The organism is Pseudoduganella umbonata, assembly GCF_014192225.1.
Classification (GTDB): Bacteria; Pseudomonadota; Gammaproteobacteria; order Burkholderiales; family Burkholderiaceae_D; genus Rugamonas; species Rugamonas umbonata.
Window position 1 is genome coordinate 91,539 of the sequence record NZ_JACHXS010000016.1, and the last position, 25,475, is coordinate 117,013.

At 60.2% G+C, this 25,475-nt stretch carries 21 protein-coding genes; 14 read left to right on the forward strand and 7 right to left on the reverse strand.

Annotated elements, in window-relative coordinates; translation table 11 throughout:
- Positions 1 to 33: 33 nt before the first annotated feature.
- The 4 genes from FHS02_RS29470 to FHS02_RS29485 all read right to left on the reverse strand — a co-directional run bounded on the left by FHS02_RS29470 (position 34) and on the right by FHS02_RS29485 (position 9,414).
- Positions 34 to 3,489, reverse strand: a complete 3,456-nt coding sequence (locus FHS02_RS29470; protein WP_137314307.1) for a glycosyltransferase — start codon at positions 3,487 to 3,489, stop codon at positions 34 to 36.
- Between the two features lie 446 nt (positions 3,490 to 3,935).
- On the reverse strand, positions 3,936 to 6,377 hold the full coding sequence (locus tag FHS02_RS29475; protein ID WP_137314306.1) for a glycosyltransferase family 2 protein: 2,442 nt from the start codon (positions 6,375 to 6,377) through the stop codon (positions 3,936 to 3,938).
- Positions 6,329 to 8,353, reverse strand: coding sequence for a glycosyltransferase (locus FHS02_RS29480; RefSeq protein WP_137314305.1), 2,025 nt, complete (start codon positions 8,351 to 8,353; stop codon positions 6,329 to 6,331). Before FHS02_RS29480 ends, FHS02_RS29475 begins: the two co-directional genes overlap by 49 nt.
- 11 nt (positions 8,354 to 8,364) lie before the next feature.
- Positions 8,365 to 9,414 (reverse strand): DUF4214 domain-containing protein, encoded by a 1,050-nt coding sequence (locus FHS02_RS29485; protein WP_137314304.1) that lies wholly within the window; start codon positions 9,412 to 9,414, stop codon positions 8,365 to 8,367.
- Between the two features lie 539 nt (positions 9,415 to 9,953).
- On the opposite strand from FHS02_RS29485, the gene flhB reads away from it, so the two are divergent.
- From flhB to motD, 7 genes are all read left to right on the forward strand, one after another.
- Positions 9,954 to 11,099, forward strand: a complete 1,146-nt coding sequence (gene flhB / locus FHS02_RS29490) for a flagellar biosynthesis protein FlhB (RefSeq protein WP_137314303.1) — start codon at positions 9,954 to 9,956, stop codon at positions 11,097 to 11,099.
- A 24-nt stretch (positions 11,100 to 11,123) separates the two neighbouring features.
- Complete coding sequence (flhA, locus tag FHS02_RS29495; RefSeq protein ID WP_137314302.1) at positions 11,124 to 13,277, forward strand: flagellar biosynthesis protein FlhA; 2,154 nt, start codon at positions 11,124 to 11,126, stop codon at positions 13,275 to 13,277.
- Between the two features lie 228 nt (positions 13,278 to 13,505).
- Positions 13,506 to 14,963 (forward strand): flagellar biosynthesis GTPase FlhF, encoded by a 1,458-nt coding sequence (gene flhF, locus FHS02_RS29500; protein ID WP_137314301.1) that lies wholly within the window; start codon positions 13,506 to 13,508, stop codon positions 14,961 to 14,963.
- Positions 14,956 to 15,834, forward strand: a complete 879-nt coding sequence (locus tag FHS02_RS29505) for a MinD/ParA family ATP-binding protein (protein ID WP_229422697.1) — start codon at positions 14,956 to 14,958, stop codon at positions 15,832 to 15,834. Before flhF ends, FHS02_RS29505 begins: the two co-directional genes overlap by 8 nt.
- 16 nt (positions 15,835 to 15,850) lie before the next feature.
- Positions 15,851 to 16,582, forward strand: coding sequence for an RNA polymerase sigma factor FliA (locus FHS02_RS29510; RefSeq protein WP_137314300.1), 732 nt, complete (start codon positions 15,851 to 15,853; stop codon positions 16,580 to 16,582).
- Positions 16,564 to 17,310: a flagellar motor protein gene (locus FHS02_RS29515; protein ID WP_137314299.1), complete on the forward strand. Its 747-nt coding sequence runs from the start codon at positions 16,564 to 16,566 to the stop codon at positions 17,308 to 17,310. The genes FHS02_RS29510 and FHS02_RS29515 overlap by 19 nt, the downstream gene beginning before the upstream one ends.
- A 7-nt stretch (positions 17,311 to 17,317) precedes the next feature.
- The gene (gene motD / locus FHS02_RS29520; RefSeq protein WP_137314298.1) at positions 17,318 to 18,112 is read left to right on the forward strand and encodes a flagellar motor protein MotD; all 795 of its coding nucleotides are present in this window, start codon (positions 17,318 to 17,320) and stop codon (positions 18,110 to 18,112) included.
- 139 nt (positions 18,113 to 18,251) lie between these two features.
- Here motD and FHS02_RS29525 read toward each other — a convergent pair whose 3' ends face one another.
- From FHS02_RS29525 to flgA, 3 genes are all read right to left on the reverse strand, one after another.
- Positions 18,252 to 18,719 (reverse strand): flagella synthesis protein FlgN, encoded by a 468-nt coding sequence (locus FHS02_RS29525; protein ID WP_137314297.1) that lies wholly within the window; start codon positions 18,717 to 18,719, stop codon positions 18,252 to 18,254.
- 18 nt (positions 18,720 to 18,737) lie between these two features.
- A complete protein-coding gene (gene flgM, locus FHS02_RS29530; RefSeq protein ID WP_137314296.1) occupies positions 18,738 to 19,043 on the reverse strand; it encodes a flagellar biosynthesis anti-sigma factor FlgM in 306 nt (101 codons plus the stop codon).
- 108 nt (positions 19,044 to 19,151) lie between these two features.
- Positions 19,152 to 19,841, reverse strand: coding sequence for a flagellar basal body P-ring formation chaperone FlgA (gene flgA / locus FHS02_RS29535; RefSeq protein WP_137314295.1), 690 nt, complete (start codon positions 19,839 to 19,841; stop codon positions 19,152 to 19,154).
- Between the two features lie 150 nt (positions 19,842 to 19,991).
- Between flgA and flgB the strand changes: the two genes are divergently transcribed.
- The 7 genes from flgB (at position 19,992) to FHS02_RS29570 (ending at position 25,475) form a co-directional block, all read left to right on the forward strand.
- The gene (flgB, locus tag FHS02_RS29540; RefSeq protein WP_137314294.1) at positions 19,992 to 20,408 is read left to right on the forward strand and encodes a flagellar basal body rod protein FlgB; all 417 of its coding nucleotides are present in this window, start codon (positions 19,992 to 19,994) and stop codon (positions 20,406 to 20,408) included.
- 25 nt (positions 20,409 to 20,433) lie between these two features.
- Entirely contained in the window at positions 20,434 to 20,838 is a 405-nt protein-coding gene (gene flgC / locus FHS02_RS29545) for a flagellar basal body rod protein FlgC (protein ID WP_131144323.1), read from the forward strand.
- 14 nt (positions 20,839 to 20,852) lie between these two features.
- A complete protein-coding gene (locus tag FHS02_RS29550; protein WP_137314293.1) occupies positions 20,853 to 21,539 on the forward strand; it encodes a flagellar hook assembly protein FlgD in 687 nt (228 codons plus the stop codon).
- Between the two features lie 28 nt (positions 21,540 to 21,567).
- On the forward strand, positions 21,568 to 23,100 hold the full coding sequence (locus FHS02_RS29555; protein WP_137314292.1) for a flagellar hook protein FlgE: 1,533 nt from the start codon (positions 21,568 to 21,570) through the stop codon (positions 23,098 to 23,100).
- 91 nt (positions 23,101 to 23,191) lie between these two features.
- Positions 23,192 to 23,935 (forward strand): flagellar basal-body rod protein FlgF, encoded by a 744-nt coding sequence (gene flgF / locus FHS02_RS29560; protein WP_137314291.1) that lies wholly within the window; start codon positions 23,192 to 23,194, stop codon positions 23,933 to 23,935.
- Positions 23,936 to 23,994: 59 nt separating this feature from the next.
- The gene (flgG, locus tag FHS02_RS29565; protein WP_137314290.1) at positions 23,995 to 24,777 is read left to right on the forward strand and encodes a flagellar basal-body rod protein FlgG; all 783 of its coding nucleotides are present in this window, start codon (positions 23,995 to 23,997) and stop codon (positions 24,775 to 24,777) included.
- A 41-nt stretch (positions 24,778 to 24,818) separates the two neighbouring features.
- Positions 24,819 to 25,475, forward strand: coding sequence for a flagellar basal body L-ring protein FlgH (locus FHS02_RS29570; protein ID WP_137314289.1), 657 nt, complete (start codon positions 24,819 to 24,821; stop codon positions 25,473 to 25,475).

Below are 25,475 nucleotides of genomic sequence, written 5' to 3' on the forward strand. Positions count from 1 at the left end.
CCCAGCCATCTTCGAAATTTTTTCGGCAAAGAATTATGTTGCCAACGACAATAAGGTTTCGATAACGCCACGCGCGGTCGCATTCTCCGGCAATATAGTTCCGTAGTTCGCGTCTCTAATACGTGATGCTTGTGCACCGATAGGCAAAACAATCGGCCATAAGCCAGAGAGGAGTGCTTCCGTTAAAGTATAACTATAGGTCTCAGGCCAAGGGCTTAAGAACAACGCGACATGGCAGTCGAGTTCTTCCAAAACGTCTGGCAGATCTTCTTGTTCAAATTTTCCTGTGATCGACACATTTTTGTACTTTAGAAGTTTGTCGTCATTGCATGTGTAGCCAGCCACAAAAAAGTGTAGCGGCAGACTTTTCTGGCTTGCTTCGGCTATGCATGCATGCAGCATATCATAACCCTTGTGCGGGCCTATAGCTCCAATTACGGCAACCCTCATGACCTCGCCTTTCGAAATGGAAGGCATTGTGATATTTGGTATCTCACCAATATAGGAGTGTGGGTTAACAGTTATTTTGATGTCAGGAAAATATTTACTTAGACGCTGAGCCACATCTTGATCGGGAACGTAGACATTTTCTGCTAGTTTGAGCTGAGAACTGTAAAAATCACGCCAACGGGAAGTTGTGCCACCTAACTCTCTCCAGCGAGTGTTCAGATACGCATATGTCCCCTCATTCTCTATGCAACTGTTGCATGTCTGGCTATCTTTGGGTTCGCCACAATAGGTGTGATTACTCGTCATAAAGTTGACGCGAGGGCAGACTACAGTATAGTCATGAATTGTCACATCTAACGGAATCTGCAGTATCTCATGTATTGACCATACATTTGTCCCGTGGCCAATATCGCTGTTAATATGGACACGTTGCGGTGAGAGTTGTTTTAATGCTGGTACCAGTTCCCCAACCCATTCAGTCAATCGATATATGGCGGTATAGTCCTCATAAAGTAATCGGACTTTATCGGCACCTACGCTTTCGAGCTTAAGAATCGCAATGTTATCGTTTGCTAACTCATTAGCGCGATTATTACAGAAAACCTCAATCCCGCCACCAAAGGAGTGCGATATATACAGATGGGCTTCAGCAAATTTATTCAGGGCTCGGCGAATTCTCTCAACTGTGATGCGATTCCTAAACATTCTTGCTGGGTCGGCTTGGATAAAGTCCATAACGACAGGCGTATACTCGGGGTAAGTGTTGCCTAGGATAACTAAATTCTTCTCGACTAGCGAATTTTTTTTGTCTTTTCCAAAGGACACTCCTCCAATATGCTCCACAAAGGTGTCACAGGCGTGCATATGTTTCCATCCAAGGTCTCGCGCACGAATGCACCAGTCATTCTCCTCAGCGTAACCCATGCCAAACTTCTGCGCGTCGAGCAACCCAACTTCTGCAATTGCGGCCGCCTTCATATACATACAAAAGCCAACACCACTCGGAATTTCAACAGCCTGAGCGTGATTAAGCTTTGAACACAACTGATCTATTTCACTTAAAGAAATCTCCTGTGGCATGGAGTTCTCAAGCTCTAGATCAGGGTAGCTACAAATCGTAGCATTATTTGAGAATGGAGTTACGCTCGCTATAGTTGAGTTCTTATATGCAATATTGCGAATACGATCCAGCCAGTTTCCGTTCACAACAGCATCAGCATTCAACAGAACCACATCATAACCTGCTGTAATCCGAAGAGCGCGGTTGACCGATAAGACAAACCCCATATTTCTTTCGTTAACCAGCAACGTTACGTCATTCCGTTCCGAAATCTTTTCAAGTAGCGGTGTAATTGCCGGATTAGGTCCTTGGTCATTAATGAGGACCACGTCAAATTTAGTTTCGTTTGCTGCCTTTGACTGGAATAGGGCAACTAAGCAACGAATGGTTTCGTCAACGCCATCATATACTGGCACGATAACTTTAACTTTTTCACTGATTGCATCATTTGGTTTCATCAAAAATACACTTTGCCCTACCTCTTGGCGAAGTATGTCTATGAGCCGTGGCCCAAGGTATTTGGAAAGTGCCAATTTTTCGCTCTCGAATAATTTTGTCTCTCCGTCTGCAGACATAATCTTCCGTATCGTTTCAATCAGCCCATCCATACGGAAGAAAGTTTTTGGAGTGCGCAGTATTGGCGCCTTTCCATGACGGAGAGCTATGGTTATATCGAAACTTGACTTTCCTTTGGTTAAGCTAGAAAGCTCAACACGAAAGCCCGATGGTCGTCCGACATCCTGTCGCGATGCACTCGCTATTACATAAGGTAGTTCACTTCCGTCCACAATTACGACTAGTTCAAGCGGGTTTTCGCTGGCGGCATCATAAGCCCAGCCTACTAATTCGTTTCCATTGAGGACATCGATATGGCCCCTAATATCGCAAACAGCAAAAATCGAGCATATTGATTTTCCATTGCACAACAACTCAACCGTATGTGGAGCACCATCTAGATATTTATTCGGAAGATAAAACGAAAAAGCCCCTTTTTTTGTGTGAGATTTTTCACTTTCCGCAATCGGAAATACGTCTTCTCCATCAATGAGAAGTTCTACACTCACACGTTCTTGTACAATTGTTCTCTCTGCACAAAAACCATCAAGGCGGCCTGCGCCCATATAGGTGAGCTCAGCGTCAAAATTCCCTTTGCCGAGCTTGAAGGCCCTCGAAACGGTCGTACGCCTAGATGCGGTAGCTCTAATTTCTAGAATATGTTCGTCGCCATTAAGAAATTTCTCAGGAACTAACCAAGAAAAGCCCCGTGTAATGACTTCCGAACTTGCCCCTTTTCGTGGGTTAACATCAAATTTTTCGATCAATATCTTATCGACGTAAATTGCCAATTGAACGGTGGAAGGATTAATCCCATTATTCTGGTCCCACGATAACAATCCGTGCAATTTTGCAGAATTCAATCCTGAAATTTTTATATCAACACAAGGAGGGGAAGCTGAGTTTAAATTCTCGGAACAGAGAACGGGGCCTCCTCCATTTTTAAACTGTTCAGTTGTTGGGTGTCGTTGGGAGTACGGCCTTATCCATTCGAGCAGGCGCTCTCGGATATCATCTTGGGAATTCAAACTGTGCAGCGGCCGATTGGTTTTGAGACACTTTACCGTTACTTCAGTGAAGTGCGCGTCCTCACCTGTTAGCTGTAGCGGTATATTCGTTGCGAGGTCTTGCCACCTAAACAAAAAGCCGCTGTGAGAAGGACGCCCGGCCACCGCTGAAATATCCTGCCTTAACATATTCGGACGGGTATGCCCGATTACTAAGTCACCATAGCTTATCTGGAGCAAAGGCGGGTCCTCTGCCTCACTTATATACCACCCGGTTACGCCGTTTTGATCGATGGTATCAACACATCCATATGCAACGTCGTCAAACGATCCTGAAAAATCTGGCTTGATCGGCATTGATTTGTTTTGGTTCTTCTTTGCAGTGGCAGCGTCTGCCTTGCCTTGTGGCGTACTCATAGGTATCTAAGTTTCTTAATAATTTGATAATTGCTATTCATTGTGACTTGACTAACGAGCCGAACTGATTTTAATGGCTTCTTTAATCGTCTTTCAACTAAGCATATGGTATTGCGGATCTATCATCGATAATGTTCCAGCTTGCCTGGTGTCGCTATTCGAACGGCGACGCTAAAGATATTAATTTCCGCATAGTAAAATTTCGGAAGACGAGTATTTTTACTATAACCTCCGTGTGGAGTGCACAATTAACAGACCAAATATTTACTGTGCTTGTGGAGGCTTCCTTAGATCCCAGTCGGGCTCGTTAGATTGTTAAGAATTGAGGCGAAGATACGGTTGAAAACTCATATTCCGAAAACCACCGATTCATAATATGTAAGCTTGAATGAGCCGTATAGAGGGGTAAGTACATCGAAAGGGGGACCTTACGTCGTTGAGCTCGTTCATGGCAATGTCCCTTTGCGTGGCTCTCGAGTACGGGGAGGGATAGCCAGCCCGCCATAAGCATGAGCTTGAGGATCCAAATTTGCGCTAGGATGATAAGACGGATCTTTCTGGAGAACTTCCCCCCATTTGCGACGCAGTTCGTTAACTTCTCGGCGCGCCCTAGACTTCTTCTGCGGTGTGTCTTCGTGCCCGCGACTCGCAGATTCAGCGTGCAGAAGCTTGGCGAAGGGTGTCCATATGATTGACTTCCCCGATTTTCGAACTTTCAGGCAGAGATCGACATCGTTAAATGCGACTGGGAAAGCATGAGCGTCCATGCCGCCCAGGTCCAGATAATCGTGGCGGCGAAGGAAGAGGCATGCCGCTGTGCAGGCGCTGACTTGCTGTGGAAGTTGATTTCGGCCATGGTCTCCCCAATCGTCATCGGATAAGAGATTTCCGAAATGCCCAGCTACATTGCCGACGCCAAGCAATACACCGCCGTGCTGTACCATGCCGTTTGGCCATAAGAGTTTGGCCCCTACCGCGCCCACACCAGGCCGTAGCAACTGAGCCACAATTTCTTCTAGCCAGCCTTCATGCAGCGCTTCAATGTCGTTATTGACGAGGCCAACGATGTCGCCAGTCGCCTGAGCAATCGCCCGGTTGTTCAGGTCTGCATAATTAAATGGGCCTGGCATTGGTAGCACACGGACGCCCAATTCGATAATCTCTGCAAAATAAGACTTGGTTGCAGCTTCGGTGGAACCATTGTCGATGACGATAATCTCTAGCTTGGCCCATGAAGTGAAACGGCGGATGGTATCTATACAGCGTTTAAGCAGATCCGCGCGGTCGCGGGTGGGTATGACAAGACTTACTGTCAGCGCGCGTGCTGAATCAGGCAGCGCCGCTCTGAGCCGGCGCGCGGCGTGCGTTAAGCCGCTTGGAACTCCCGGCAGGGACTCAAGCGTGACGGATGGCTCATGGGCGCACACGGTTTGCCATGCAGCTGCATTGCGGCATTCACGCTCTTCAGGTTCCAGCGGCGACAGCATGCGGTATAGGACACGCGGCACGTGTACGATGCTGTGCATACCGTTCGACCAGGCGGCAGAGAGAGCGGACCAGGCAAAGGCGGCTTGGTCCCTCGCCGATGACAGGGCACTGGCGACGTCCATACGTACCAACAGCCAGTCGATCGGATAGTCGCTGGCCAGCGCATAGTCCGGGTTCCAAGCTGGCTTGAACCAAGGGCGACCATTCTGCTCAGTGTCCGTGTAGACGAGCGTGGCTTCAGGACGGCTGAACCCTTCTAGCGCATAGGCCAGCGCATGCGGGGTCAGTGTATCTCCGGCACGCACACAGCAGATCACGTCGCAGCCTGCAGTCAGCGCGTCGGCAAGCATGACGGAGAAGGGCGCACCTGCGAATATCTGCACGGCCATTCCTTCCTGCTTGCGGATGCTCTCGTGAGTTCGATCAAGTGCGGCAGGATCGTTGCGTGCAGCGCTGTCTGTGATCAGAATGGCCGTAGTAAGCACTGAGATGACAGCTGGGGGGGGCGCGTCGAAGCGAGTCGACCATTCCGGCCATGCACTCAGCGGCAGGCTGCGCGGCAGATGCCGTTCGTAAATGTCTGCTACGGCCAGTGTCAGCGGATCCGCGTCCTCGGGCAGCAACGCCGCCATGCCGTTTACAGAGCAGCTGATAGTCAGCGGGCTACCGTTCAACGTGCGGCCGTGGTCATCCACCACACGAACGTTATGGACTTTGCCGTCGGCTAGAGAGTTGGGCAAAGCCAAGTCGAAGCCGTGAGCGCCATCCACGTAGCCCCGTATGAAAGGATGCGTCACGTTGGCGAGCGTTTCTGCAACCATGCGCTCTCCAACAAATGCTCGAATTGTCAGCACGCGTTTTGGATCTTCAGGATCAACAGCCCAGCCATGCAAGCGCAGGCCGCCATCGCCGATCACGGTATTCAGGGCGGCCGCCGGTGGTGTCTTGCTTTCGCCGAGTGAAAAAGAACCGGGAAGAGCGACATCCGTATTGGCGATTCGGACTGAAAGCGTACCTTGCAAATTCGCAGGTTGGGAACCAATGTCGGCGACAAAGCCGTGGCAGGCATCAGAGTCACTAGCCAGGATACAAAAGGATTCCAGCAGGTCAGTGCGCGCGACGTCCGCCGCAATGGTGCCGAACGGTGAATCATTCAGGCAGACTTCGACGATTACACGTGCGTCGGGTCGTTCGCAGTCCAGCGCCCAGCCGTACAGCAGTTGGCCATGCAAACCTTCCACTGCGCCTTGCCAGCGGGAGCCGTTCGATAAATTCTCTGAGCGAGATAGTGGCGCAATGCCAGGCGTGCGAGTAGCAGCAGAATCAGGTTTCATTTCCAAAGCGTAAATTATCAGGCAACTTTCACGCCTGAATGGGTGTTGCTCCACGATTTCAACCATGCTGTCGCATCGAATCGCTCATCGAGCGATACAGGACGCAATTTCGATGGCAGGCCGGTGGGATCATCTGTTAAAACAGCATTGCAACCCGCAATCTGTAGAAAGCGGGAATCGTCTAAAAGCAGGTGAGCATCATCGCCAATGCGCGGTAAGAGATCCACCACCCCAGTGTGCCAGAGAGCCTCACTACTATCACCAAAGACCAGCAGCCGAACCTGCAAATCTGGCTTGCTGGCGACCAGGCGTGCTAGAGCGAGCACTTGATGCGCTGCTGGTCTCCTGACGTCGTGATTCCAAATTGCAATACGTTGACTGGACGATCGAAGTCGCTGCAGCATTGTCGGCATCGCCTTTTTTGCGACAACTAAAGGTAAGGTGGCTGGCTGCTGAGCAGTATCGGCCTTACGCAGCCAATTAGCCGCACACGACCGCTCGACGGCCAAACGCAATGCGGCACGCGCTGTGGATAACGGATCGTTTTGGCGAAACGCAGAAAATTCTGGATAGAAAGACGGAAAGCGAGCGAGCAGCACACGGCGGTTTTGCACTACACGCAGCGTTTTTTCGGCTCGGAACGATACGGTACCAGCGTGGGTCACAAATACCCCGGTCGCTTGCAAGTGGCGCCAGCCTGCAGCGCGGGCGCGCATGCACCAGTCCACTTCCTCACCGTAACCGCGTATGAGCGACGTGCCATCGAGCATGCCGATAGCATCGAGCACTGGACGGCGGATCAACATTGTAAATCCACAGCACGAAGGGAGCTCGATATCGCTGCCGCCATTCATGGCGCGAACCCGAGCAGCCGCATCGTCCAGTGTCGCAAGTTCACGCAAGTCTGGCGCAGAGGCAGCTTGGCTCATCAAAGGGAAGCTGCTGATTTCACCGTTGTTCGTCCAGGGTGTTACCGAAGCGATGTCTGGTTCGGCATACAACGCACGTTTGAGGCGATCTATCCAGTCAGCGTGTACCTGCGTGTCGGCGTTTAGCAGCAACACGTCGTGGTCCGGAAACTCGCGCATGCCGCGGTTCGTCGTTTCAATAAAGCCCAGGTTGCGCGGATTGCGCAACAGGGTAATCAGGCCGGCAGTGGCCTGTTTGTCGAGCCAGGCCGACAGGGCCGGCTCCGGGCTGGCATCGTCGATCACGACCACCCGCGCAGGCGTTTGGTTCTGTTTCAGACTGGCGAGTACGCTGTTCAGGCAAGCCTGTACCAGCGCGAGTTCACGGTAGACCGGAATAACGATCGAAACCGGGCGCGACGAAAAGCCATCGTCGTCGCTTTGCCGTGCCTGGATGACGGGCGGCGCGTAAAACGCCAGCGGCGAGCCCGGAAGCAATTGTTGCTTCCCGTCGGGTTGTACAAGCGTTACAGACCAGACCGCGCCGGGCTTTGGACAGGCGAGCCGGAATCGGCTGCCGTCGGCTGGTATCTCGACCTGGTATTGCCGGGTTTCGTCCGACAACAGTAATTTTGCACGCGGCGCGGAGGCGCCCGCCTGCACATTCAAAAACACCATGCCTGCGATCGCGTCGCCGTCCTTCCAGCAGGCACCGGTATGGGCAACGCCAGCCGCGCGCAATAGCGGCAGCAGGCTGGCGTGTCGCCCTGCCTGACAGCGCGCGGGCAGGAAAGCCGGGCCCAGGCTGGCCACGTCGGCGCGGCCGCCATCCTGCAGCCAGCTTTGCAGCATCGCATCCTGCAGAACGGGGTTCTCGGCATCGGAAAGCCATGCCGCGTGCCATGCGCGCGCGGCCATGAATGGATAGCCAGTCTGCAGCACCTTGGCGCGCAGCATGGCGGGAATACTTTTCAGGGGCAAGCGCCGGCAAACGTACTCGGCGGCCAGCAACGCATCGGCGTAATAGCCTGCCTGGAATGCTTCCAGTGCTCGGGTCAGTAGCGCGTCGTCCCGCAAGCGGGGCGTGCACATAGAGAGAAAAAAGGGGGCAGGGCCCCCTTTCAGATGTTGCATGGTTCGAACAGTTAGCTGACGATGCCGTCTACGATCGTGACCGAACCGACCACGTTCACTTCGTTCAACTCGACGGTTGCTGCCGCCTGTGCGAAGTTGGCTGCCACGTATGCACGCGAACCGCCTGCTTCCAGAACGGTGGTCCAATACGTTACGCCGGCATCTTCGCCTTCGCGGCCCAGTACATCTTCGTACAGGTCAGCGATGAACTCGGCGTTCGTCAGTTCGCCGCCGGTGTATTCCTCGGAAGCCGCCAGTGCCGTAGCTACCTGGCCGAGCGTCCAGCCGGCTTCCAGTTGCGCGAACCAGTAGTCCACGCCACCTGCGTCGGCCGTGCGGTCGAACAGCGCCTGGTACAGGTTAGCTACTGCGGCTTCGTCCGCGTCGGCAGCGAAGATCAGCGCTTCGCCATCGTCCAGCTGCACGTATTGCGCGTTCGAGATGTCGATCGACACACCGGTCTCTGCGTTGTTGACCACAGCATGGCCATCTTCCACTTCGACGGTGAAGTCATCGGCTTCGCCGACTGCCTGGATCAGGGTGTCGCCACCGCCAACCACCGTGCTGCTGCCCTCGGCCGCAACAACGATCGTGTGACCGGTACCTGCCGTGACCACGTCGCCGTCGCCAGCCGTCACATGGGTGTTCTTGTCGTCGGCGATCGTGATGTTGTCGGCTGCTGCCGTGCCAACCACGATACGCTCGATCGTGTCACCAACTGCTGCCTGTACCACAGCGCCAGGTACCTTGCCGCCGGCTGCAGCAGCGGAATCGAACGTCACGTCCACGCCGCCTTCGCCCTGGAACAGCACGACTGGCGTATCGCTGTTAACGGTGACCGTGGCTTGCTCATCGTCCGACACGGTAACAAATGCGATCTCGGTGCCAGCAGCGATAGTCAGCGCGCCGTCGTCCGCAACGGTGATTTCTTCTGCAACGATCGTATCGGTCGCGGTTGGGCTGATCAGCGCCAAGATGCTGTTGATGGTAGCTTCGGTGAAGACCGCGGTCGACGCGCTCGTCAGCGCTTCGGTGACGGCAGCTTGGTTGGTATCGTACATGAGAGACCTACTCCTTAAGGTTTAGTAATCTCCGGGAATACCCCGGTTCTATCAAACGGACCAGGCCGCAAGACGCGGTCCGTTATTCGTTTTCAGTGCCTGTTCAAACTCACTTGAGTATTGCTGTCTTCGCCACCAGGCTTGGCTGAGATCAAGACGTGCAGAGTCATACTCTGGTCGAACTAATCGCGAGAATAAGCGTGCCACGTTTTTCACCCACGCGCAGGGATGATTTAATTGCATCAAACGTAGGGACTGAACATTGACGTCAGATGTTGCGAATTGACGTCACGTACTGCAGGGTTAGCTTGAATTCGCGATTCTACAGGGAAATATCCTGCGAAATCTCACACATTGTTACGAAAAATGGCTATTACGTCAAAATATTCATTCGTGAAACCTCAAATGCTATAAAAATTGCATCATTGAAACACCGAATTACCCCGGCTTTGCCGCGCTGTTCCCGCCTTCGCCTTTTCATTCCATGCCCGACAATGCAGGCTCAGTAATCCAGCACAGTCGAGCATCAGGCAGAAAACATGGCAGAAGACAGCGAAGCCGAGAAGACAGAACCCGCGTCAGAGAGGCGCCTCCAGCAGGCGCGTGAAGAAGGCGATGTTCCCCGCTCGCGGGAAGTGGCGACGTTTACCGTGCTGATGGCCGCGGGCGCCGGCCTGTACATCTTTGGTGCAACGATGGCGCGCCAGCTGTCGGCCACGCTCGCTTCCGGCCTGAGGCTGACGCGCGAGCAGGTATTCGACATGGATGTGCTGGGCACGCGCATCCTGGCCGACGTGGTGCAGGTACTGATCACGTTCCTGCCCCTGGGCCTGGCCGTGATGCTGGTGGCGATCGCTTCGCCGGTGCTGGTGGGCGGCTGGCTGTTTACCGCCAAGGGCTTCATGCCGAAGTTCGGCAAGCTGAACCCCATCAACGGCATCACCAACATGGTGTCGAAGAACGCGCTGGTGGAACTGGTCAAGGCCATCATCAAGACCATCATCGTCGGCGCCGTCGCCTACATGGTCGTGATGCGCTACAAGGATGCCATCTTCGGCCTCGTGTCCGAGCCGGCCCATGAAGGCTACCAGCACATGCTGGACATGCTGGCGATGAGCTTCCTGATCCTGGTCGGCGCGCTGGGCTTCATCGCTCTCATCGATGCGCCGTACCAGATGTGGCACTACGCGAACAAGATGAAGATGACGCGGCAGGAAATGATCCAGGAATCGAAGGAATCGGACGGCAACCCGCAGATCAAGGGCAAGATCCGCCAGATGCAGCGCGAGATGGCGCGTCGCCGGATGATGCAGGACGTGCCGACCGCCGACGTGGTCGTCACCAACCCGACCCACTACGCGGTGGCGCTGAAGTATGCGGACGGCTCGAAGGGCGCGCCGAAGGTGGTTGCAAAGGGCACCGATGCGGTGGCCGCGAAGATCCGCGAGCTGGCCAAGGAGCACCGGGTGGCGATCCTGGAAGCGCCGGCGCTGGCCCGCGCACTGCACAAGCACAGCGATATCGGCGACGAGATCCCACAGCGGCTGTATGCGGCCGTGGCCGAAGTGCTGGCTTACGTATACCAGCTGCGCGCCTACCGGCCGGGCGGGCGCTATCCGGATCGTCCAACCAAACTCGACGTGCCGGCGGACATGGATCCGAATACCGCGCCACCGAAACCGTAACCGTCACACCGAAGGAAGAACACGATGCAAGCGCTCAAGATGGCCGGCTGGATGAACGGTATCACCGGCGGCAAGCCACAGACACTGGCCGCGCCGGTCCTGATCATCATGCTGCTGGCAATGATGATCCTGCCGCTGCCGGCATTCATCCTCGACCTGTTCTTCAGCTTTAATATCGCCATTTCCGTGATCGTGCTGCTGACCGCGCTGTATACCGTCAAGCCGCTCGATTTCATGGCGTTTCCGATCGTGCTGCTGCTGACCACGATGCTGCGGCTGGCGCTGAACGTGGCCTCGACCCGCATCGTGCTGACCGAAGGGCACACGGGGCCGGACGCGGCCGGCAAGGTGGTCGAGGCGTTCGGCCACTTCCTGATCGGCGGTAACTACACCGTCGGTATCGTGGTGTTCATCATCCTCACCATCATCAACTTCGTCGTAGTCACCAAGGGTGCTGGCCGTATCGCCGAGGTGGGCGCCCGTTTCGCGCTCGATGCGCTGCCCGGCAAGCAGATGGCGATCGACGCCGACCTGAACGCCGGCCTGATCGGCGAGGCCGAAGCGAAACAGCGCCGCAGCGAAGTGTCGATGGAAGCGGAATTCTATGGCGCGATGGACGGCGCCTCGAAGTACGTGCGGGGCGATGCGGTAGCCGGTATCCTGGTCACCGTCATCAACATCGTCGGCGGGCTGCTGGTCGGGCTGATCATGCACGACATGGCATTCGGCGATGCGGTGCGCACCTATACGCTGCTGGCCATCGGCGACGGCCTGGTGGCGCAGATCCCATCGCTGATCATCTCGCTGGCGGCCGGTGCCGTCGTGTCGCGCGTGGCGTCGGAAAAGGATATCGGCTCGCAGCTGGTCGGCCAGTTGTTCGCCAAGCCGCAGGTCATGTACATCACCGCCGCCATCATCGGCGGGCTGGGCCTGATTCCCGGCATGCCGAACCTGGTGTTCCTGCTGCTGGGCGGGGCGCTGGCCGGTGGCGGCTACCTGCTTGCCAAGCGGGAAAAGGAGGCGCCGGAAGGCGGTGCGGCGGCCGGCCCGGCTGGCGGCGGCGGTGCGGGTGCCGGTGCCGCTGCAGGCGGCGCGGCCGCGGGCGGGCAGGGCGGCGGCGCGGCCGGCGAGAACGAAGAGGCCACGTGGAGCGACGTGATGGCCGTCGATACCCTCGGCCTGGAAGTGGGCTACCGCCTGATTCCGCTGGTCGACAAGGCGCAGAGCGGCGAACTGCTCAAGCGCATCAAGGGCATCCGCAAGAAGTTCGCGCAGGAGGTCGGCTTCCTGGCGCCGCCGGTGCACATCCGCGACAACCTGGAGCTGAAGCCTTCCGCCTACCGCATCACGCTGAAGGGCGTGGAGGTGGGCACCGGCGAAGCGTTCAACGGCCAGTTCCTGGCGATCAACCCGGGCATGGCGAGCGGTACGCTGCCGGGCCTGGCCACGACCGACCCGGCGTTCGGCCTGCCCGCCGTATGGATCGATGCCAGCCTGCGCGACCAGGCGCAGGGCATGGGCTACACGGTGGTCGATGCCGGCACCGTCGTCGCCACGCACCTGAACCACCTGATCACGTCGCACGCCTCGGAACTGCTGGGCCGCAGCGAAGTGCAGGCGCTGCTCGACCACCTGGGCAAGGAAGCGCCGAAACTGACCGAGGACCTGGTGCCGAAGACGATCTCGCTGTCGTCCCTGCAGAAGGTGCTGCAGAACCTGCTGGCCGAAGGCGTGCACATTCGCGACATGCGCTCGATCATCGAAGCGCTGTCCGAACACACCGCGCACACGCAGGACCCGAACGAACTGACCGCGCTGGTGCGGATCGCGCTGGGCCGGGCGATCGTCCAGCAACTGTTCCCGGGGAATGGCGAACTCTCGGTGATGACGCTCGACAACCGCCTGGAACGCCTGCTGATGCAGGCGCTGGCCCAGGGCGGCGCCGACGGTGCCGGCATCGAGCCTGGCCTGGCCGACACGATCGCCCAGCAGGCCGCGCAGGCCGCCGCGCAGCAGGAAGCGCTGGGCGTCAACGCCGTGCTGCTGGTGCCCGGCCCGTTGCGGCCACTGCTGTCGCGCTTCCTGCGGCGCGCGCTGCCGCACCTGAAGGTGCTGTCGCATGCCGAGATTCCGGAATCGAAGACGATCCGGGTGACGGCGCTGGTCGGCAACACCTGAGCTCGTGTCCACCATGGGGTCAGGCACGAAAGTGGACACGAACTCGTCAGTTAGATGGCCTGGTTCGTGTCGCTAAACCGGCAACACCTGAGCTCGCTCGGAGTCATCTGTATAGCGGTCGTCGAAATACCCCCCTTTTCCCCACCTGTTCCAATGATGCTTACTCCACGGCATCGTCAATAATTTCACCATCGAGAAAAACTCTGTGCATGGCGAACAGGAGCAGCAATGAACGTCAAGAAATTTACCGCGCCCACGTCGCGTGAGGCGCTGCGCAAGGTGCGCGAGGCCCTGGGGCCGGATGCGGTGATCCTGTCGAATCGCCCGATGGATGGCGTGGTCGAGATCCTGGCGCTGGCCAACGACGATGCCGCATCGCTGGCCAGCCCGGTCGACGATGCGCCACCGGGCGCGCCGCACCTGGACCTGGACGATGGCTACGCCGCCGCGCCGGCACCGGTCGCTGCACGGCAGCCGCAGATGGCCGCGCGCCCCGCCATGCAGGCGCCGTCGGCACCGATGCCGCGCGCGCCATTCGCGCCGTCGATGCCGCCTCAGTCGATGCATCCGATGCAGCCGCCGGCGCACCAGCCGATCCAGCAAGCGACGCACCAGCCCGTCCAGCAGGCGATGCACCAGCCGCGGCAGCAAGCGATGCCGCCGGCCGTGGACATGGCCAGCATCAGCGCGTTGCTGGCCGAGGCCGTCAACTCGGCCAAGGCCAATGCCGCCGCCGAGATGCACGGCATGATGACCGAGCTGCGCGCCATGCGCGGCATGATGGAAACCCAGCTGGCCGAACTGTCGTGGGGCAGCGCGCAGCAGCGCGAACCGCACAAGGCGGCCGTGCTGCGCGAACTGCTGGCCGCCGGCTTTTCAGCCACGCTGGCGCGCCGCCTGCTGGACAAGCTGCCGGCCGGCCGCGGCGCCGACGAAGCGCTGCGCTGGATCCGCACCGTGCTGGCACGGAACATCGGTGCGATGGCCAACGAAGATGCGCTGATCGAGCGCGGCGGCGTGTTCGCGCTGGTGGGGCCGACCGGTGTCGGTAAGACCACCAGCACGGCCAAGCTGGCGGCGCGTTGCGTGATGCGCCATGGCCCGGAAAAGCTGGCGCTGATCACCACCGATGCCTATCGTATCGGCGCACACGAACAGTTGCGTATCTACGGCAAGATCCTTGGCGTGATGGTACATTCCGTGAAGGATGAGGCCGACTTGCGCATCGCCCTGAAAGAGCTGCGCAACAAGCACACGGTGCTGATCGATACGGTCGGCGTCAGCCAGCGCGACCAGATGGTCACCGAGCAGGTGGCGATGCTGCAGGGCACCGATGTCGACGTCAAGCGGCTGCTGTGCCTGAACGCCACGTCCACCCAGGAAACGCTGACCGAAGTGGTGCGCGCCTACCAGGGCAGCGGCCTGGCCGGCAGCATCATCACCAAGCTGGACGAAGCGGCGTCGCTGGGCAATGTGCTCGACGTGGTGATTCGCCAGAAGCTGCAACTGTTCTATGTGTCGAATGGCCAGCGCGTGCCGGAAGACCTGCACCTGGCACAGCCGGCCGAGCTCGTGGAGCGGGCGTTCCGGCTGAAGAAGGACGGATCCGACCTTACCGATGGCGAGCTGCCGATGCTGATGGCGGCGGCCGGCAACGATGGACTGCGCGAGGTGCACCTTGGCTAACTTTAACTTTGACCAGGCGGAAGGACTGCGGCGCATGCTGGCAGGGCCGCCGCGGCCGCGCATCGTCACGTTCCTGTCGGCCACGCCGCAGGACGACAAGGGCGCCATGCTGGTCAACCTGGGCGCTTCGCTGGCGCGTGCCGGCAACGACGTGGTGCTGGTCGATGCCTGCGCCAGCGCGCATGGCGTGGCGTCGCGCCTCGGCGTCGACAACGGCGCCAGCCTGCTCAACGTGGCGCGCCAGGAATGCGCGCTGAACGAAGTCATCCATGAAGTGCCGCAGGGCTTCAACGTGGTGTCGATGACGCGCGGCGAACCGCGCAACGGCCCGCAGGAAGCGCGCCGGCTGGCCAAGGCGTTCGACGTGCTGGCCGCGCAGGCCGGCATCGTGCTCGTCGACGGCGAGTTCGATGGCGAAGCATTCCCGGTGCCGGTCATGGCCAGCTCTGAAATCGTGGTGCAGGTATCGAACAGCGCCACGTCGATCACGAATGCGTACATGATGATCAAGCGGCTCAACCACGAGCTGGGCCGGCGGCCGTTCGGCATCGTCGTCACTGGAGCGTCCGAGCGGGAGGCCAGGGTGGTTTACGATAATATGGCACAGGCGGCAAGCCGTTACCTGGCAGTGAATCTCGTCTCGATGGGTTCGGTGCCGGCCGATGAATACCTGCACCGTGCGGCGCGTCTGGGTCGCGCCGTGGTCGACGCATTCCCGCTGGCCGGTGCTTCGGTAGCGTTTCGTCAACTGGCGGGGCGGTTCGCGCTGGCCGCGCCGTCGCCATCGTCAGCGCCGTCGCTATCGTCGATTTCTTCGATCTCGTCGATGTCGTCGCATCATGCAGGGGACGGCCACTACATGCAGCACTGAACAAGAATAGAGATTTATGTACACGGTCAAAGGGAAGGTGAACAAGGATTCGCTGCTGACGGAGCACATGCCCCTCGTAAAGCGCCTTGCTCACCACATGAAGGCAAAATTGCCGCCCAGCGTGGAAGTGGATGACCTGGTACAGGCGGGCATGATCGGCCTGCTGGACGCGATCAACCGCTACGAGGAAACGCATGGCGCCCAGTTCGAAACCTATGCGGTGATGCGCATCCGCGGCGCCATGCTCGACGAACTGCGCAGCAGCGACTGGATGCCCCGCACCTTGCGGCAGGACATGCGCAAGATCGAAAACGCCATGTCGGTGCTGCAGCAGCAGCTGGGCCGCCCGCCCTCCGAATCCGAAGTCGCCAAGTCGCTCAAGCTGTCGCTCGAGGCCTACCAGGACATGCTGGGCGAAGGCGGCGGCCACCAGCTGGTGTACTACGAGGACTTCAAGAACGAAGACGGCAGCGACAGCTTCCTCGACCGCTACGCGCAGGACGACGAGGCCGATCCGCTGCGCTCGCTGATGGACACCGGTTTCCGCCAGGCCGTGATCGATGCGATCGACGCATTGCCGCCGCGCGAGAAGTTGCTGATGGGCCTGTACTACGAAGAAGAATTGAACCTGAAGGAAATCGGCGCCGTGATGGGCGTCTCCGAATCACGCGTGTCGCAGTTGCATACCCAGGCGGTATCCCGGCTGCGCGCCACGTTGCGGGAGCAGGCATGGACTGGTCCAGCGTAGCGGGGTTGTTGCTGGCGCTGGCCGGCCTGATCGTGGGCATGGCACTGGAAGGCGGCGACCCGTCGTCGCTGGTGCAGCCGGCCGCATTCGCGATCGTGGTGGTCGGTACTTTCGGCGCCGTGCTGCTGCAGACCCGGCCGGCCACGCTGCGGCGCGGCATCCTGATGCTGCAGTGGGTGTTCCGGCCGCCGACGGATAACCGTATCCTGCTGGCGCGCGACATCCAGGCGTGGAACCAGACCGTGCGCCGCGAAGGCCCGCTGGCGCTGGAGCGCCACATGAACAGCGCGCGCAACGTGTTCCTGGCCAAGGGCCTGCGCATGGTGATCGACGGCATCCAGCCCGACAAGCTGCGCCAGCTGCTCGATACCGAGATCACCGCATTCGAAACGGCCGAGCGGCAGGCCGTGCGCATCTGGGAATCGGCGGCCGGCTATGCGCCCACGATCGGCATCCTGGGCGCCGTGCTGGGCCTGATCCACGTGATGGAAAACCTCACCGATCCGTCCCGGCTGGGGCCCGGCATCGCGGTGGCGTTCGTGTCCACGATCTATGGTGTGGGACTGGCGAACCTGTTCTTCTACCCGATCGCGAACAAGCTGAAGAACATCGTCATCGCCCAGGTGCACCAGCAGGAAATCGCCGCCGCCGTCTTCCACGACATCGCCAGCGGCGACTTCTCGCGCATCATGGACGAGCGCATCTCCACGCTGATGCACGATTACTGAGACGACGATGAGCTTCCAGTACCGCCGCGCGCGCCGCCCGTTCGACGAAGAACCGGAAAACCATGAACGGTGGCTGATCTCGTACTCCGATTTCATCACGCTGCTGTTCGCATTCTTCGTCGTGATGTATGCGATCTCGTCGGTCAACATCGGCAAGTACCGGATTTTTTCCGATGCGCTGGGCGATGCGCTGGGCGGCCAGGGTGCCAACGTCAAGCCCAATACCGAAGTGCTGAACCAGCCGATCCCGAATCCGAACCTGAAGAAGCGGCAGGAAATGATGCGCCAGGAGCGCGCTTCGCTGACCAAGCTGGCGCAGGACCTGCAATCGACGATGGCGCCGCTGGTCAAGGAGGGCAAGGTGCGGGTCACGCAGAACAGCCGCGGCGTATCGGTGGAAATCAATGCCAGCGTGCTGTTCGACCCGGCCGACGTGAACCTCACGAGCGAGTCGCGCGAAGCACTGACCGCCGTGGCCGCGCTGCTGGTCAACGACCGGCACGCGATCCAGGTCGAAGGCCACACCGACGACCAGCCGGTGCGCAACATCTATGCGTCGAACTGGGAACTGTCGTCGATGCGTGCCGCCACCGTGGTGCGGCTGTTCATCGAATCGGGCGTCGCCCCGGAACGGCTGACGGCCGTCGGCCACGCATCGAACCACCCGGTCGCCCCCAACGCCGACCCGGTCGGCCGCGCCCGCAACCGGCGCGTGGCGGTAACGATCCTGTCGTCGGTGCCGGATCCGGAGACCGAGATCCCCACCGATCCCGCCGCGCAGCAGGCACCAGCCCCGCAATAAAAAAAACCGGTGACAGACACCGGTTTTTTTGAAACATTTCCCAGAAAACAGGGTCCGCCGGCCGCCGTAACGCCCCATTTTTCAGGCAATGTTTCCCAGAAAATGGGGACGTACCCCATTTTTCAGGCAACAAAATGGCTCAGCCGGCGAGGAAGCCGCGCGAGGTGGTGGTGGTGGCGGTCAGCCCGGTCGGGCCGTAAACGTTGCCGCCCGGGCTGGGCGGGCGCAGGGCTTGCAGGGCGCCCTGGGTGTGCGACAGCTGCTTGTTGATCAGCATGCCGTTCAGGCGGTTCAGTTCCTTGGCTTCGCGGGTATGCGCCAGCACGTCGTTCCACAGCGTCTTGTCGTCCGGCGAGCCGTGGGTGCAGAGCCACATTTCCATGCCGGCCTCGCGTGCCTCGAAGCCGGCCTCGGCCAGCGCGGCGTGGCGTGCGGCGGCCAGTGCGCCCATGCGGCCCAGCACTTCGGACTTGCGGGGCGTCAGCGCGGACAGCCTGTCGATGTCGGCGGCCACCAGCGATTGCTGCTCGTCCCGGAGGAGGGCGAGCAGTTCGATGATCAGGTGCTGCTCTTCGCGCAGCATCGATATGGGAGCGCCGTCATGCATGGGTGACCTCAAAAGGCTTTAGCGTTGGCGGGAATGCAGCAGGTCCTTGACCGTGTCCAGCAGCCCGTCCGCCACTTTTTCAGAATTGACCTGGAACTGGCCATCGGCGATGGCCAGCTTGATACGCTCCACCTTCTTCGTGTCGAACACGGCGCTGTTGCTGTTGGTGGCCATGGCCTGGCCCTGGGCCGACAGCTTGACGCTTTCCGAATTCGTTTGCGTGGAAGTGGTGGCCGCCGTTTTCTCGGCGTTGCGAGCATTGCTCGTCGCCGACGTCGACGTCGCCGGCAAGCCCGCGTTTTTTACTGAATCGTTGATTTTCACAGCATCATCCCTCGTCTGGCCGGAGCTCCTGCTCCGCGATTTCACTCCATCTACGAGTTCTTAACGGCTGACGCACTGCAAACTTTAGCGGCATCCACCGAATATCTTTCAAAACGCCACCTCGACCTGGCCACCCGCGCGGGCGATGCCGCTGACGCTGCGGCCACCCTGCGTGCGCACCTGCACCACCTGGCCGTCGGCGGCATTGGCGATCGCCTTGCCCTCGGCCGTGATGCGGAATCCGCTGCCCGCCGTGACCAGTTTCACCATCTGCCCATTCAGTACCACCGGCTGGCTGCGCAGCGTGTCGAGGCGCAGCGGCGTGCCTGCCGAAATGGAAACATTGGTGCTGCGGCCCACGACTTGCGCCTTGTCGGTCGCGATGCTGGCCGGCAGCGTGGTCAGGTCGCCCTGCATCGTCACCAACTGCGTGTCGAGGATGGGCTGGCCCTGCGACAGCGGCGTGGCCGCGGCAATATAGTTGCCCAGCACCGACACATTCGCCTGAATATACACCGTCCACTGGGATGGGGCCGCACAGCGCACGCCCACCGTCGTCTTGCCCCATGCTTTACCGCCGGGCATCAGGAACGCTTCCGGGGCAGGGCAGTGGGCCAGGTTCATGCGCGAGTCGACGTTGCCGACCGTGACCGTCACCTTGCCCGGCAAGCCGGTGCTCTGCACCTGCAGGAAGCCGTCGACGGTGCGGCGCAGCGCGGCCGGGTCCATGCCGGCGGCGGCTTGCGCGGCGCCGGCCAGCAGGAGCAGTGAGGCAAAGGCAATGTTCAGCGGTTTCATGGGGCGTGTCCGGAGTGGAATGCCGCCATCTTACGCGCGCGGGCCGTGCCGAAAGCAGCGAACAGCGTGGCAAAGTCCGTGCTTCTCCCACGATCATTTGCCGTGGAGCATCCGTAAGATGGATCCTGTTACCGATGGAAGGCTGCCGTCATGCTGGGAAAACTCGACAATCACCTGCGCTTCAACGAACTGGCCCTGGGCCTGCGCTCGACGCGCCAGAGCGTGCTGGCATCGAACATCGCCAACGCCGATACGCCGAACTACAAGGCGCGCGACATCGACTTCACCAGCGCGCTGCAAACCGCGCTGAACAATACGGCGCAGACGGGCACGCTGAAGACCACGGCGCAGCGCCATTTCCCCACCCCGGCGCCGGACGGCAGCACGCTGGCCAACGGCACGCCGCTGCTGTACCGCGGCGTGGTACAGGGCGCCGTCGACGGCAATACGGTGGAGATGGACGTGGAACGCAACCAGTTCGCCGACAACGCGCTGCGCTATGAAGCGGGCGTTACCTTCATCAACAGCCAGATCAAGGGCCTGATGACGGCCATCCAGGGCCAGTAAGCCCCGGCTAACGAGGAGAAACGCCATGTCACTGTTCAGCATATTCAATGTTTCCGGTTCGGCCATGAGCGCGCAGTCGCAGCGCCTGAACGTGGTGGCCAGCAACCTGGCCAATGCCGACAGCGCCACCAGCGCCACCGGCGAAGCGTACCGGGCCAAGCAGGTCGTGTTCGAAGCCACTCCGTCGGCGAACAACGCCTCCACCGGCGTCAAGGTGCAGCAGGTGATCGAGGATCCATCGCCGATGAAGCAGGTGTACGACCCGAAAAGCCCGCTGGCCGACGAGAACGGCTATGTGACGATGCCGAACGTGAACGTCGTCGATGAAATGGTCAACATGCTGTCGGCCTCGCGCTCGTACCAGAACAATGTCGAAACGATGAATGCGGCGAAAAGCATGCTGCTGAAAACCCTGACCATCGGTCAATAACAGGAATAACCACCATGGCAGTCATTACCACTCCCAGCGCCGCCTCCAATACCGTGTCGCAGTCGCTGATGGACTCGATGAACACCAAGTCCAGCAGCGGCAACGCGATCTCGGCCGAGCAGGACAAGTTCATGACGCTGCTGATCACGCAGCTGAAGAACCAGGATCCGCTCAACCCGCTGGACAACGCCCAGGTCACCAGCCAGCTGGCCCAGCTGAACACAGTCACCGGCATCAACAAGCTGAACGACACGCTGGAGACCCTGAAGACCGACCTGGCCTCCTCGCAGTCGGCGCAGGCGGTGAACATGATCAACCACGGCGTGCTTGCGCCGGGCAAGGCGATGCAGGTCACCGAGGGCAAGGGCATCTTCGGCATCGAACTGGGCTCCTATGCGGACAACGTGCAGCTCGACATCAAGAACAGCAGCGGCAAGGTGGTGCATTCGATGACGCTGACCAATGTCGATGCCGGCGTGCTCCCGCTGGCGTGGGACGGCAAGCTGGAAGACGGTACCACCGCCGCGAACGGCACCTACACGCTGGCGCTGACCGCGACCGCCGGCGGCGAGGCGCTGACCGATGCGCAGGCGCTGGCGTTCGGCACCGTGGCCAGCGTGTCGACCGGCCCCGCGGGCGCGAAGCTCAATGTTCCCGGACTTGGTCAGCTGACCATGGACGACATCAAACAAGTCTTGTAATACCCATCTATACCAGCAGGGGAAATCCATGTTCCAGCAAGGTCTCAGCGGCCTGAACGCCGCCTCCACGCAGCTCGACGTCATCGGCAACAACGTCGCCAACGCCAGCACGGTCGGCTTCAAGAGTACCGAAGCCCAGTTCGCGGACATCTACGCGAATTCGCTGAACGGCATCAGCGGCCGCAATCCCGGCATCGGCGTGACCGTGGCCCGCCTTGCCCAGCAATTTTCGCAAGGTAATATCGAGACCACCAATAACCCGCTGGACATTTCGATCAACGGCGCCGGCTTCTTCCGCACCGTGCAGGACGGCGCGATCCAGTACACCCGCAACGGCCAGTTCCTGCTCGATAACACGGGCACCATCGTCAACGCGCAAGGTGCCGCGCTGACCGGCTACCTGGCCACCGTGGATGGCCAGATCCTGCAAGGCGCGCCGGTGCCGCTGCAGATCGACGCGGCCGACCTGGCCCCGGTGCAGACCACGCGGGCGAACTTCCAGATCAACCTGTCGTCCAATTCCGCCACGCCGACCGTGCAGCCGTTCGATGCCGGCGATCCGCGCACCTACAACAAGCAGACCGTGATCCCGATCTACGATTCGCTGGGCAACGAGCACACGATGGGCCTGTACTACGTGCGCACCGGCGGCAGCACCTGGGACGCGTACGTGGCGAACGACGGCGTGCAGGTCAACTCGCAGGCCGTGATGCGCGACGTGGTCGCCAGCGAGCCCGTGGTCGCCGCCCGTGCCGGCTACGCGACGGCTGTCTCCAGTGGCGATGCCGCGGCGATCGCCACTGCGCGCCAGGCGTATGCCACGGCGGTCGGCACCGCCGTCACGACGGTCGCCACGGCGGAAGGCGCATCGGCTGCCGCGCTGGCCCAGATCGCCGCGCTGTACGATCCGACCACCAGCGTGGGCAACGTGGCCAGCAACACGCCGGACATGATCGACGCCGCGTTCGCCCGGGCTGTCAACGTGCCGGCCGAAAAGGCGGGCACGCTGATCTTCACGAAGAACGGCCTGATCGACTCGGCCGCCATGCAGGCCGCCGGCTTCACGCTGCCGCTGAACGTGAACCTGCCGGTGTTCCCCGACAATGGCGCCATCCTGGATATCCCGATCGAACTCACGTTCGACGGCAGCACGCAATACGGCACCGCGACCAGCGAAAAGAATTCCACGCAGGACGGCTACTCGTCCGGCAGCCTGCAGCGCTTCGCCGCCGACGAAAACGGCATCATCATGGGCCAGTACAGCAACGGCAAGTCGCGCGCGCTGGGCCAGGTCGTGCTGGCCGACTTCGCCAGCGTGGACAACCTGACGCCGCTGGGCAACAACGCCTGGGCGGAGAGCGGCGCCTCCGGCGTGCCGCAGATCGGCACGCCCAACACGGGTGGCATGGGGCAGCTGCGCGCTTCGTCGGTGGAATCGTCGAACGTGGACCTGACCGAGCAGCTGGTGGACATGATTACCGCCCAGCGCGTCTACCAGGCCAATGCGCAGACGATCAAGACCGAGGATTCGGTCCTGCAGACACTGATCAACCTGCGCTGATAAAAAATAGGGACGGACCCTGTTTTTAGGGAAATTTCCTGAAAAACAGGGTCCGTCCCCAATTTTTGCAGTTCAAGCACGAGGAGCAACCATGGACCGCCTGATCTACACGGCGATGACCGGCGCCAGGCACATCCTGGACCAGCAGGCCACCACGTCGAACAACCTGGCCAATGCCACCACGGTGGGCTTTCGCGCTCAGCTCGATGCGTTCCGCGCCGTGCCCGTGGTGTCCGAAGGCATGCCGACGCGGACCTTCGTGGTCGACAACACGGTCGGCTCGGATTTCCGCGCAGGGCCGATGGAAACCACCGGCCGGCCGATGGACGTGGCGATCCGCGGCGAAGGCTGGTTCGCCGTGCAGTCGGCGGACGGCTCCGAAGCCTATACGCGCAACGGCAGCTTCAAGGTCAGCGAGAACGGGCTGCTGCAAACGTCCGGCGGCCTGACCCTGCAGGGCGAGGGCGGGCCGATCGCGGTGCCTCCCAATACCAATATCTCGATTTCCGCCGACGGTACCGTCAGCGGCATCGATGCCAGCCAGGTACAGGCCGGGCCCACCAACATCATCGGCCGGCTGAAACTGGTCAACCCCGACGTGGCCGGCCTGGTGCGCGGCGACGACGGCCTGTTCCGCCAGCAGTCCGGCGAGCCGGCCGCCGCCGACCCGGCGGTGCGCGTGGCGGACGGGTGCCTGGAGCTCAGCAACGTCAATCCGGTCGATGCGATGGTCAACATGATCACGCTGGCCAGGTCGTTCGAGACGCAAATGAGCCTCCTGAAGAACGCCGAGAATAACGCCGCGAAAGCCGCCCAGATCCTTGCTTTGAACTGATCCCCGCCGTCGCATAATGCTTTCGTGGATGAAAGCCCCGCGGGGCAGGGAGAAAGCAGATGATACGTTCGCTCTGGATTGCCAAGACCGGCATGGAAGCGCAACAGACGCAGATGGATACGGTGGCGAACAACCTCGCCAACGTCAGCACCAACGGTTTCAAGAAATCGCGCGCGGTCTTTGAAGACCTGCTGTACCAGAACGTGCGCCAGCCGGGCGCCAGTTCGTCGCAGCAGACCCAGTTGCCTTCCGGCCTGCAGCAGGGTACCGGTGTGCGCCCCGTGGCGATCGAACGCATTCACACGCAGGGCAATCCCCAGGCCACCGGCAACGACAAGGACCTGATGATCAACGGCAACGGCTTCTTTACCGTGCTGCTGCCCGACGGTACCACCGGCTACACGCGCGACGGTTCCTTCCAGCGCGACAGCAATGGCCAGATGGTCACCTCCAGCGGCTACGCGCTGCAGCCGCCGATCACGATCCCGATCGATGCCGATGAAATCAACGTGGCCAAGGATGGCACCGTGACCGTGCAACTGCCCGGCCAGGCCGCCGCGCAGCAGATCGGCAACCTGCAGCTGGCATCGTTCATCAATCCCACCGGGCTGGAATCGATCGGCGAGAACCTGTACCTGGAAACCGGCGCGTCCGGCGCGGCGCAGGCCAACGCACCGGGTGCCAACGGCCTCGGGCAGATCCTGCAGGGGTATGTGGAAGTCTCGAACGTCAACGTGGTCGAGGAAATGGTCAACATGATCCAGACGCAGCGCGCGTACGAGATCAACAGCAAGGCCATCACCACCTCGGACCAGATGCTGCAGCGCTTGTCTCAGCTTTGATTATGCAGCTCTAACTTCCGATGCCGCTGCAAGGATCCGCCATGAAGTACTCCGCTTTCACCATTGTCGCCGCCGCCGCCCTGCTGGCCGGCTGCGCCAGCGAACCGCCATCGATCGTGGCCGGTCCCACCTCCGCGCGGCCGATCCCGCCGATGCCGGTCAACCTTCCGGCCAACGGCGCGATCTACCAGGCGCAGACCTTCCGGCCCGTGTTCGAGGACCGCCGTGGCCGCATGGTGGGCGACATCATCAACGTGCTCATCACCGAGCGCACCACCGCCAACAAGAACGGCGCCAGTTCGGCCACCCGCACGGGCGGCGTGGGCATCGGCATTCCGGGGCCGCTGCAAGGCCGGCTGGGCGCGCGCATTGCGACCGAAACGGACAACAATTACGCCGACACGGCTGCGCAAACGGCCAGCAATGCCTTTACCGGCACGCTGGGCGTCACGGTCGTCGAAGTGCTGCCGAACGGGAACCTGGTGGTGGCCGGCGAAAAGCAGATCGCGATGGACAAGGGTACCGAGTTCATCCGCATTTCCGGGACGGTCAACCCGGATACGATCGGCGCGGGGAACTCGGTGCCGTCGACGGCGATCGCCGATGCGCGCGTCGAGTACCGTACCAATACCCACCTGGACCGCGCCGAGCTGACGTCGATGGCGTCGCGTTTCTTCTTGAGCCTGCTGCCGTTCTGA

Coding starts and splice junctions, on each gene's coding strand:
- FHS02_RS29470 (WP_137314307.1), bottom strand. CDS start 3,489: ATGAGTACGCCACAAGGCAAGGCAGACGCTGCCACTGCAAAGAAGAAC.
- FHS02_RS29475 (WP_137314306.1), bottom strand. CDS start 6,377: ATGGTTGAAATCGTGGAGCAACACCCATTCAGGCGTGAAAGTTGCCTG.
- FHS02_RS29480 (WP_137314305.1), bottom strand. CDS start 8,353: ATGCAACATCTGAAAGGGGGCCCTGCCCCCTTTTTTCTCTCTATGTGC.
- FHS02_RS29485 (WP_137314304.1), bottom strand. CDS start 9,414: ATGTACGATACCAACCAAGCTGCCGTCACCGAAGCGCTGACGAGCGCG.
- flhB (WP_137314303.1), top strand. CDS start 9,954: ATGGCAGAAGACAGCGAAGCCGAGAAGACAGAACCCGCGTCAGAGAGG.
- flhA (WP_137314302.1), top strand. CDS start 11,124: ATGCAAGCGCTCAAGATGGCCGGCTGGATGAACGGTATCACCGGCGGC.
- flhF (WP_137314301.1), top strand. CDS start 13,506: ATGAACGTCAAGAAATTTACCGCGCCCACGTCGCGTGAGGCGCTGCGC.
- FHS02_RS29510 (WP_137314300.1), top strand. CDS start 15,851: ATGTACACGGTCAAAGGGAAGGTGAACAAGGATTCGCTGCTGACGGAG.
- FHS02_RS29515 (WP_137314299.1), top strand. CDS start 16,564: ATGGACTGGTCCAGCGTAGCGGGGTTGTTGCTGGCGCTGGCCGGCCTG.
- motD (WP_137314298.1), top strand. CDS start 17,318: ATGAGCTTCCAGTACCGCCGCGCGCGCCGCCCGTTCGACGAAGAACCG.
- FHS02_RS29525 (WP_137314297.1), bottom strand. CDS start 18,719: ATGCATGACGGCGCTCCCATATCGATGCTGCGCGAAGAGCAGCACCTG.
- flgA (WP_137314295.1), bottom strand. CDS start 19,841: ATGAAACCGCTGAACATTGCCTTTGCCTCACTGCTCCTGCTGGCCGGC.
- flgB (WP_137314294.1), top strand. CDS start 19,992: ATGCTGGGAAAACTCGACAATCACCTGCGCTTCAACGAACTGGCCCTG.
- flgC (WP_131144323.1), top strand. CDS start 20,434: ATGTCACTGTTCAGCATATTCAATGTTTCCGGTTCGGCCATGAGCGCG.
- FHS02_RS29550 (WP_137314293.1), top strand. CDS start 20,853: ATGGCAGTCATTACCACTCCCAGCGCCGCCTCCAATACCGTGTCGCAG.
- FHS02_RS29555 (WP_137314292.1), top strand. CDS start 21,568: ATGTTCCAGCAAGGTCTCAGCGGCCTGAACGCCGCCTCCACGCAGCTC.
- flgF (WP_137314291.1), top strand. CDS start 23,192: ATGGACCGCCTGATCTACACGGCGATGACCGGCGCCAGGCACATCCTG.
- flgG (WP_137314290.1), top strand. CDS start 23,995: ATGATACGTTCGCTCTGGATTGCCAAGACCGGCATGGAAGCGCAACAG.
- FHS02_RS29570 (WP_137314289.1), top strand. CDS start 24,819: ATGAAGTACTCCGCTTTCACCATTGTCGCCGCCGCCGCCCTGCTGGCC.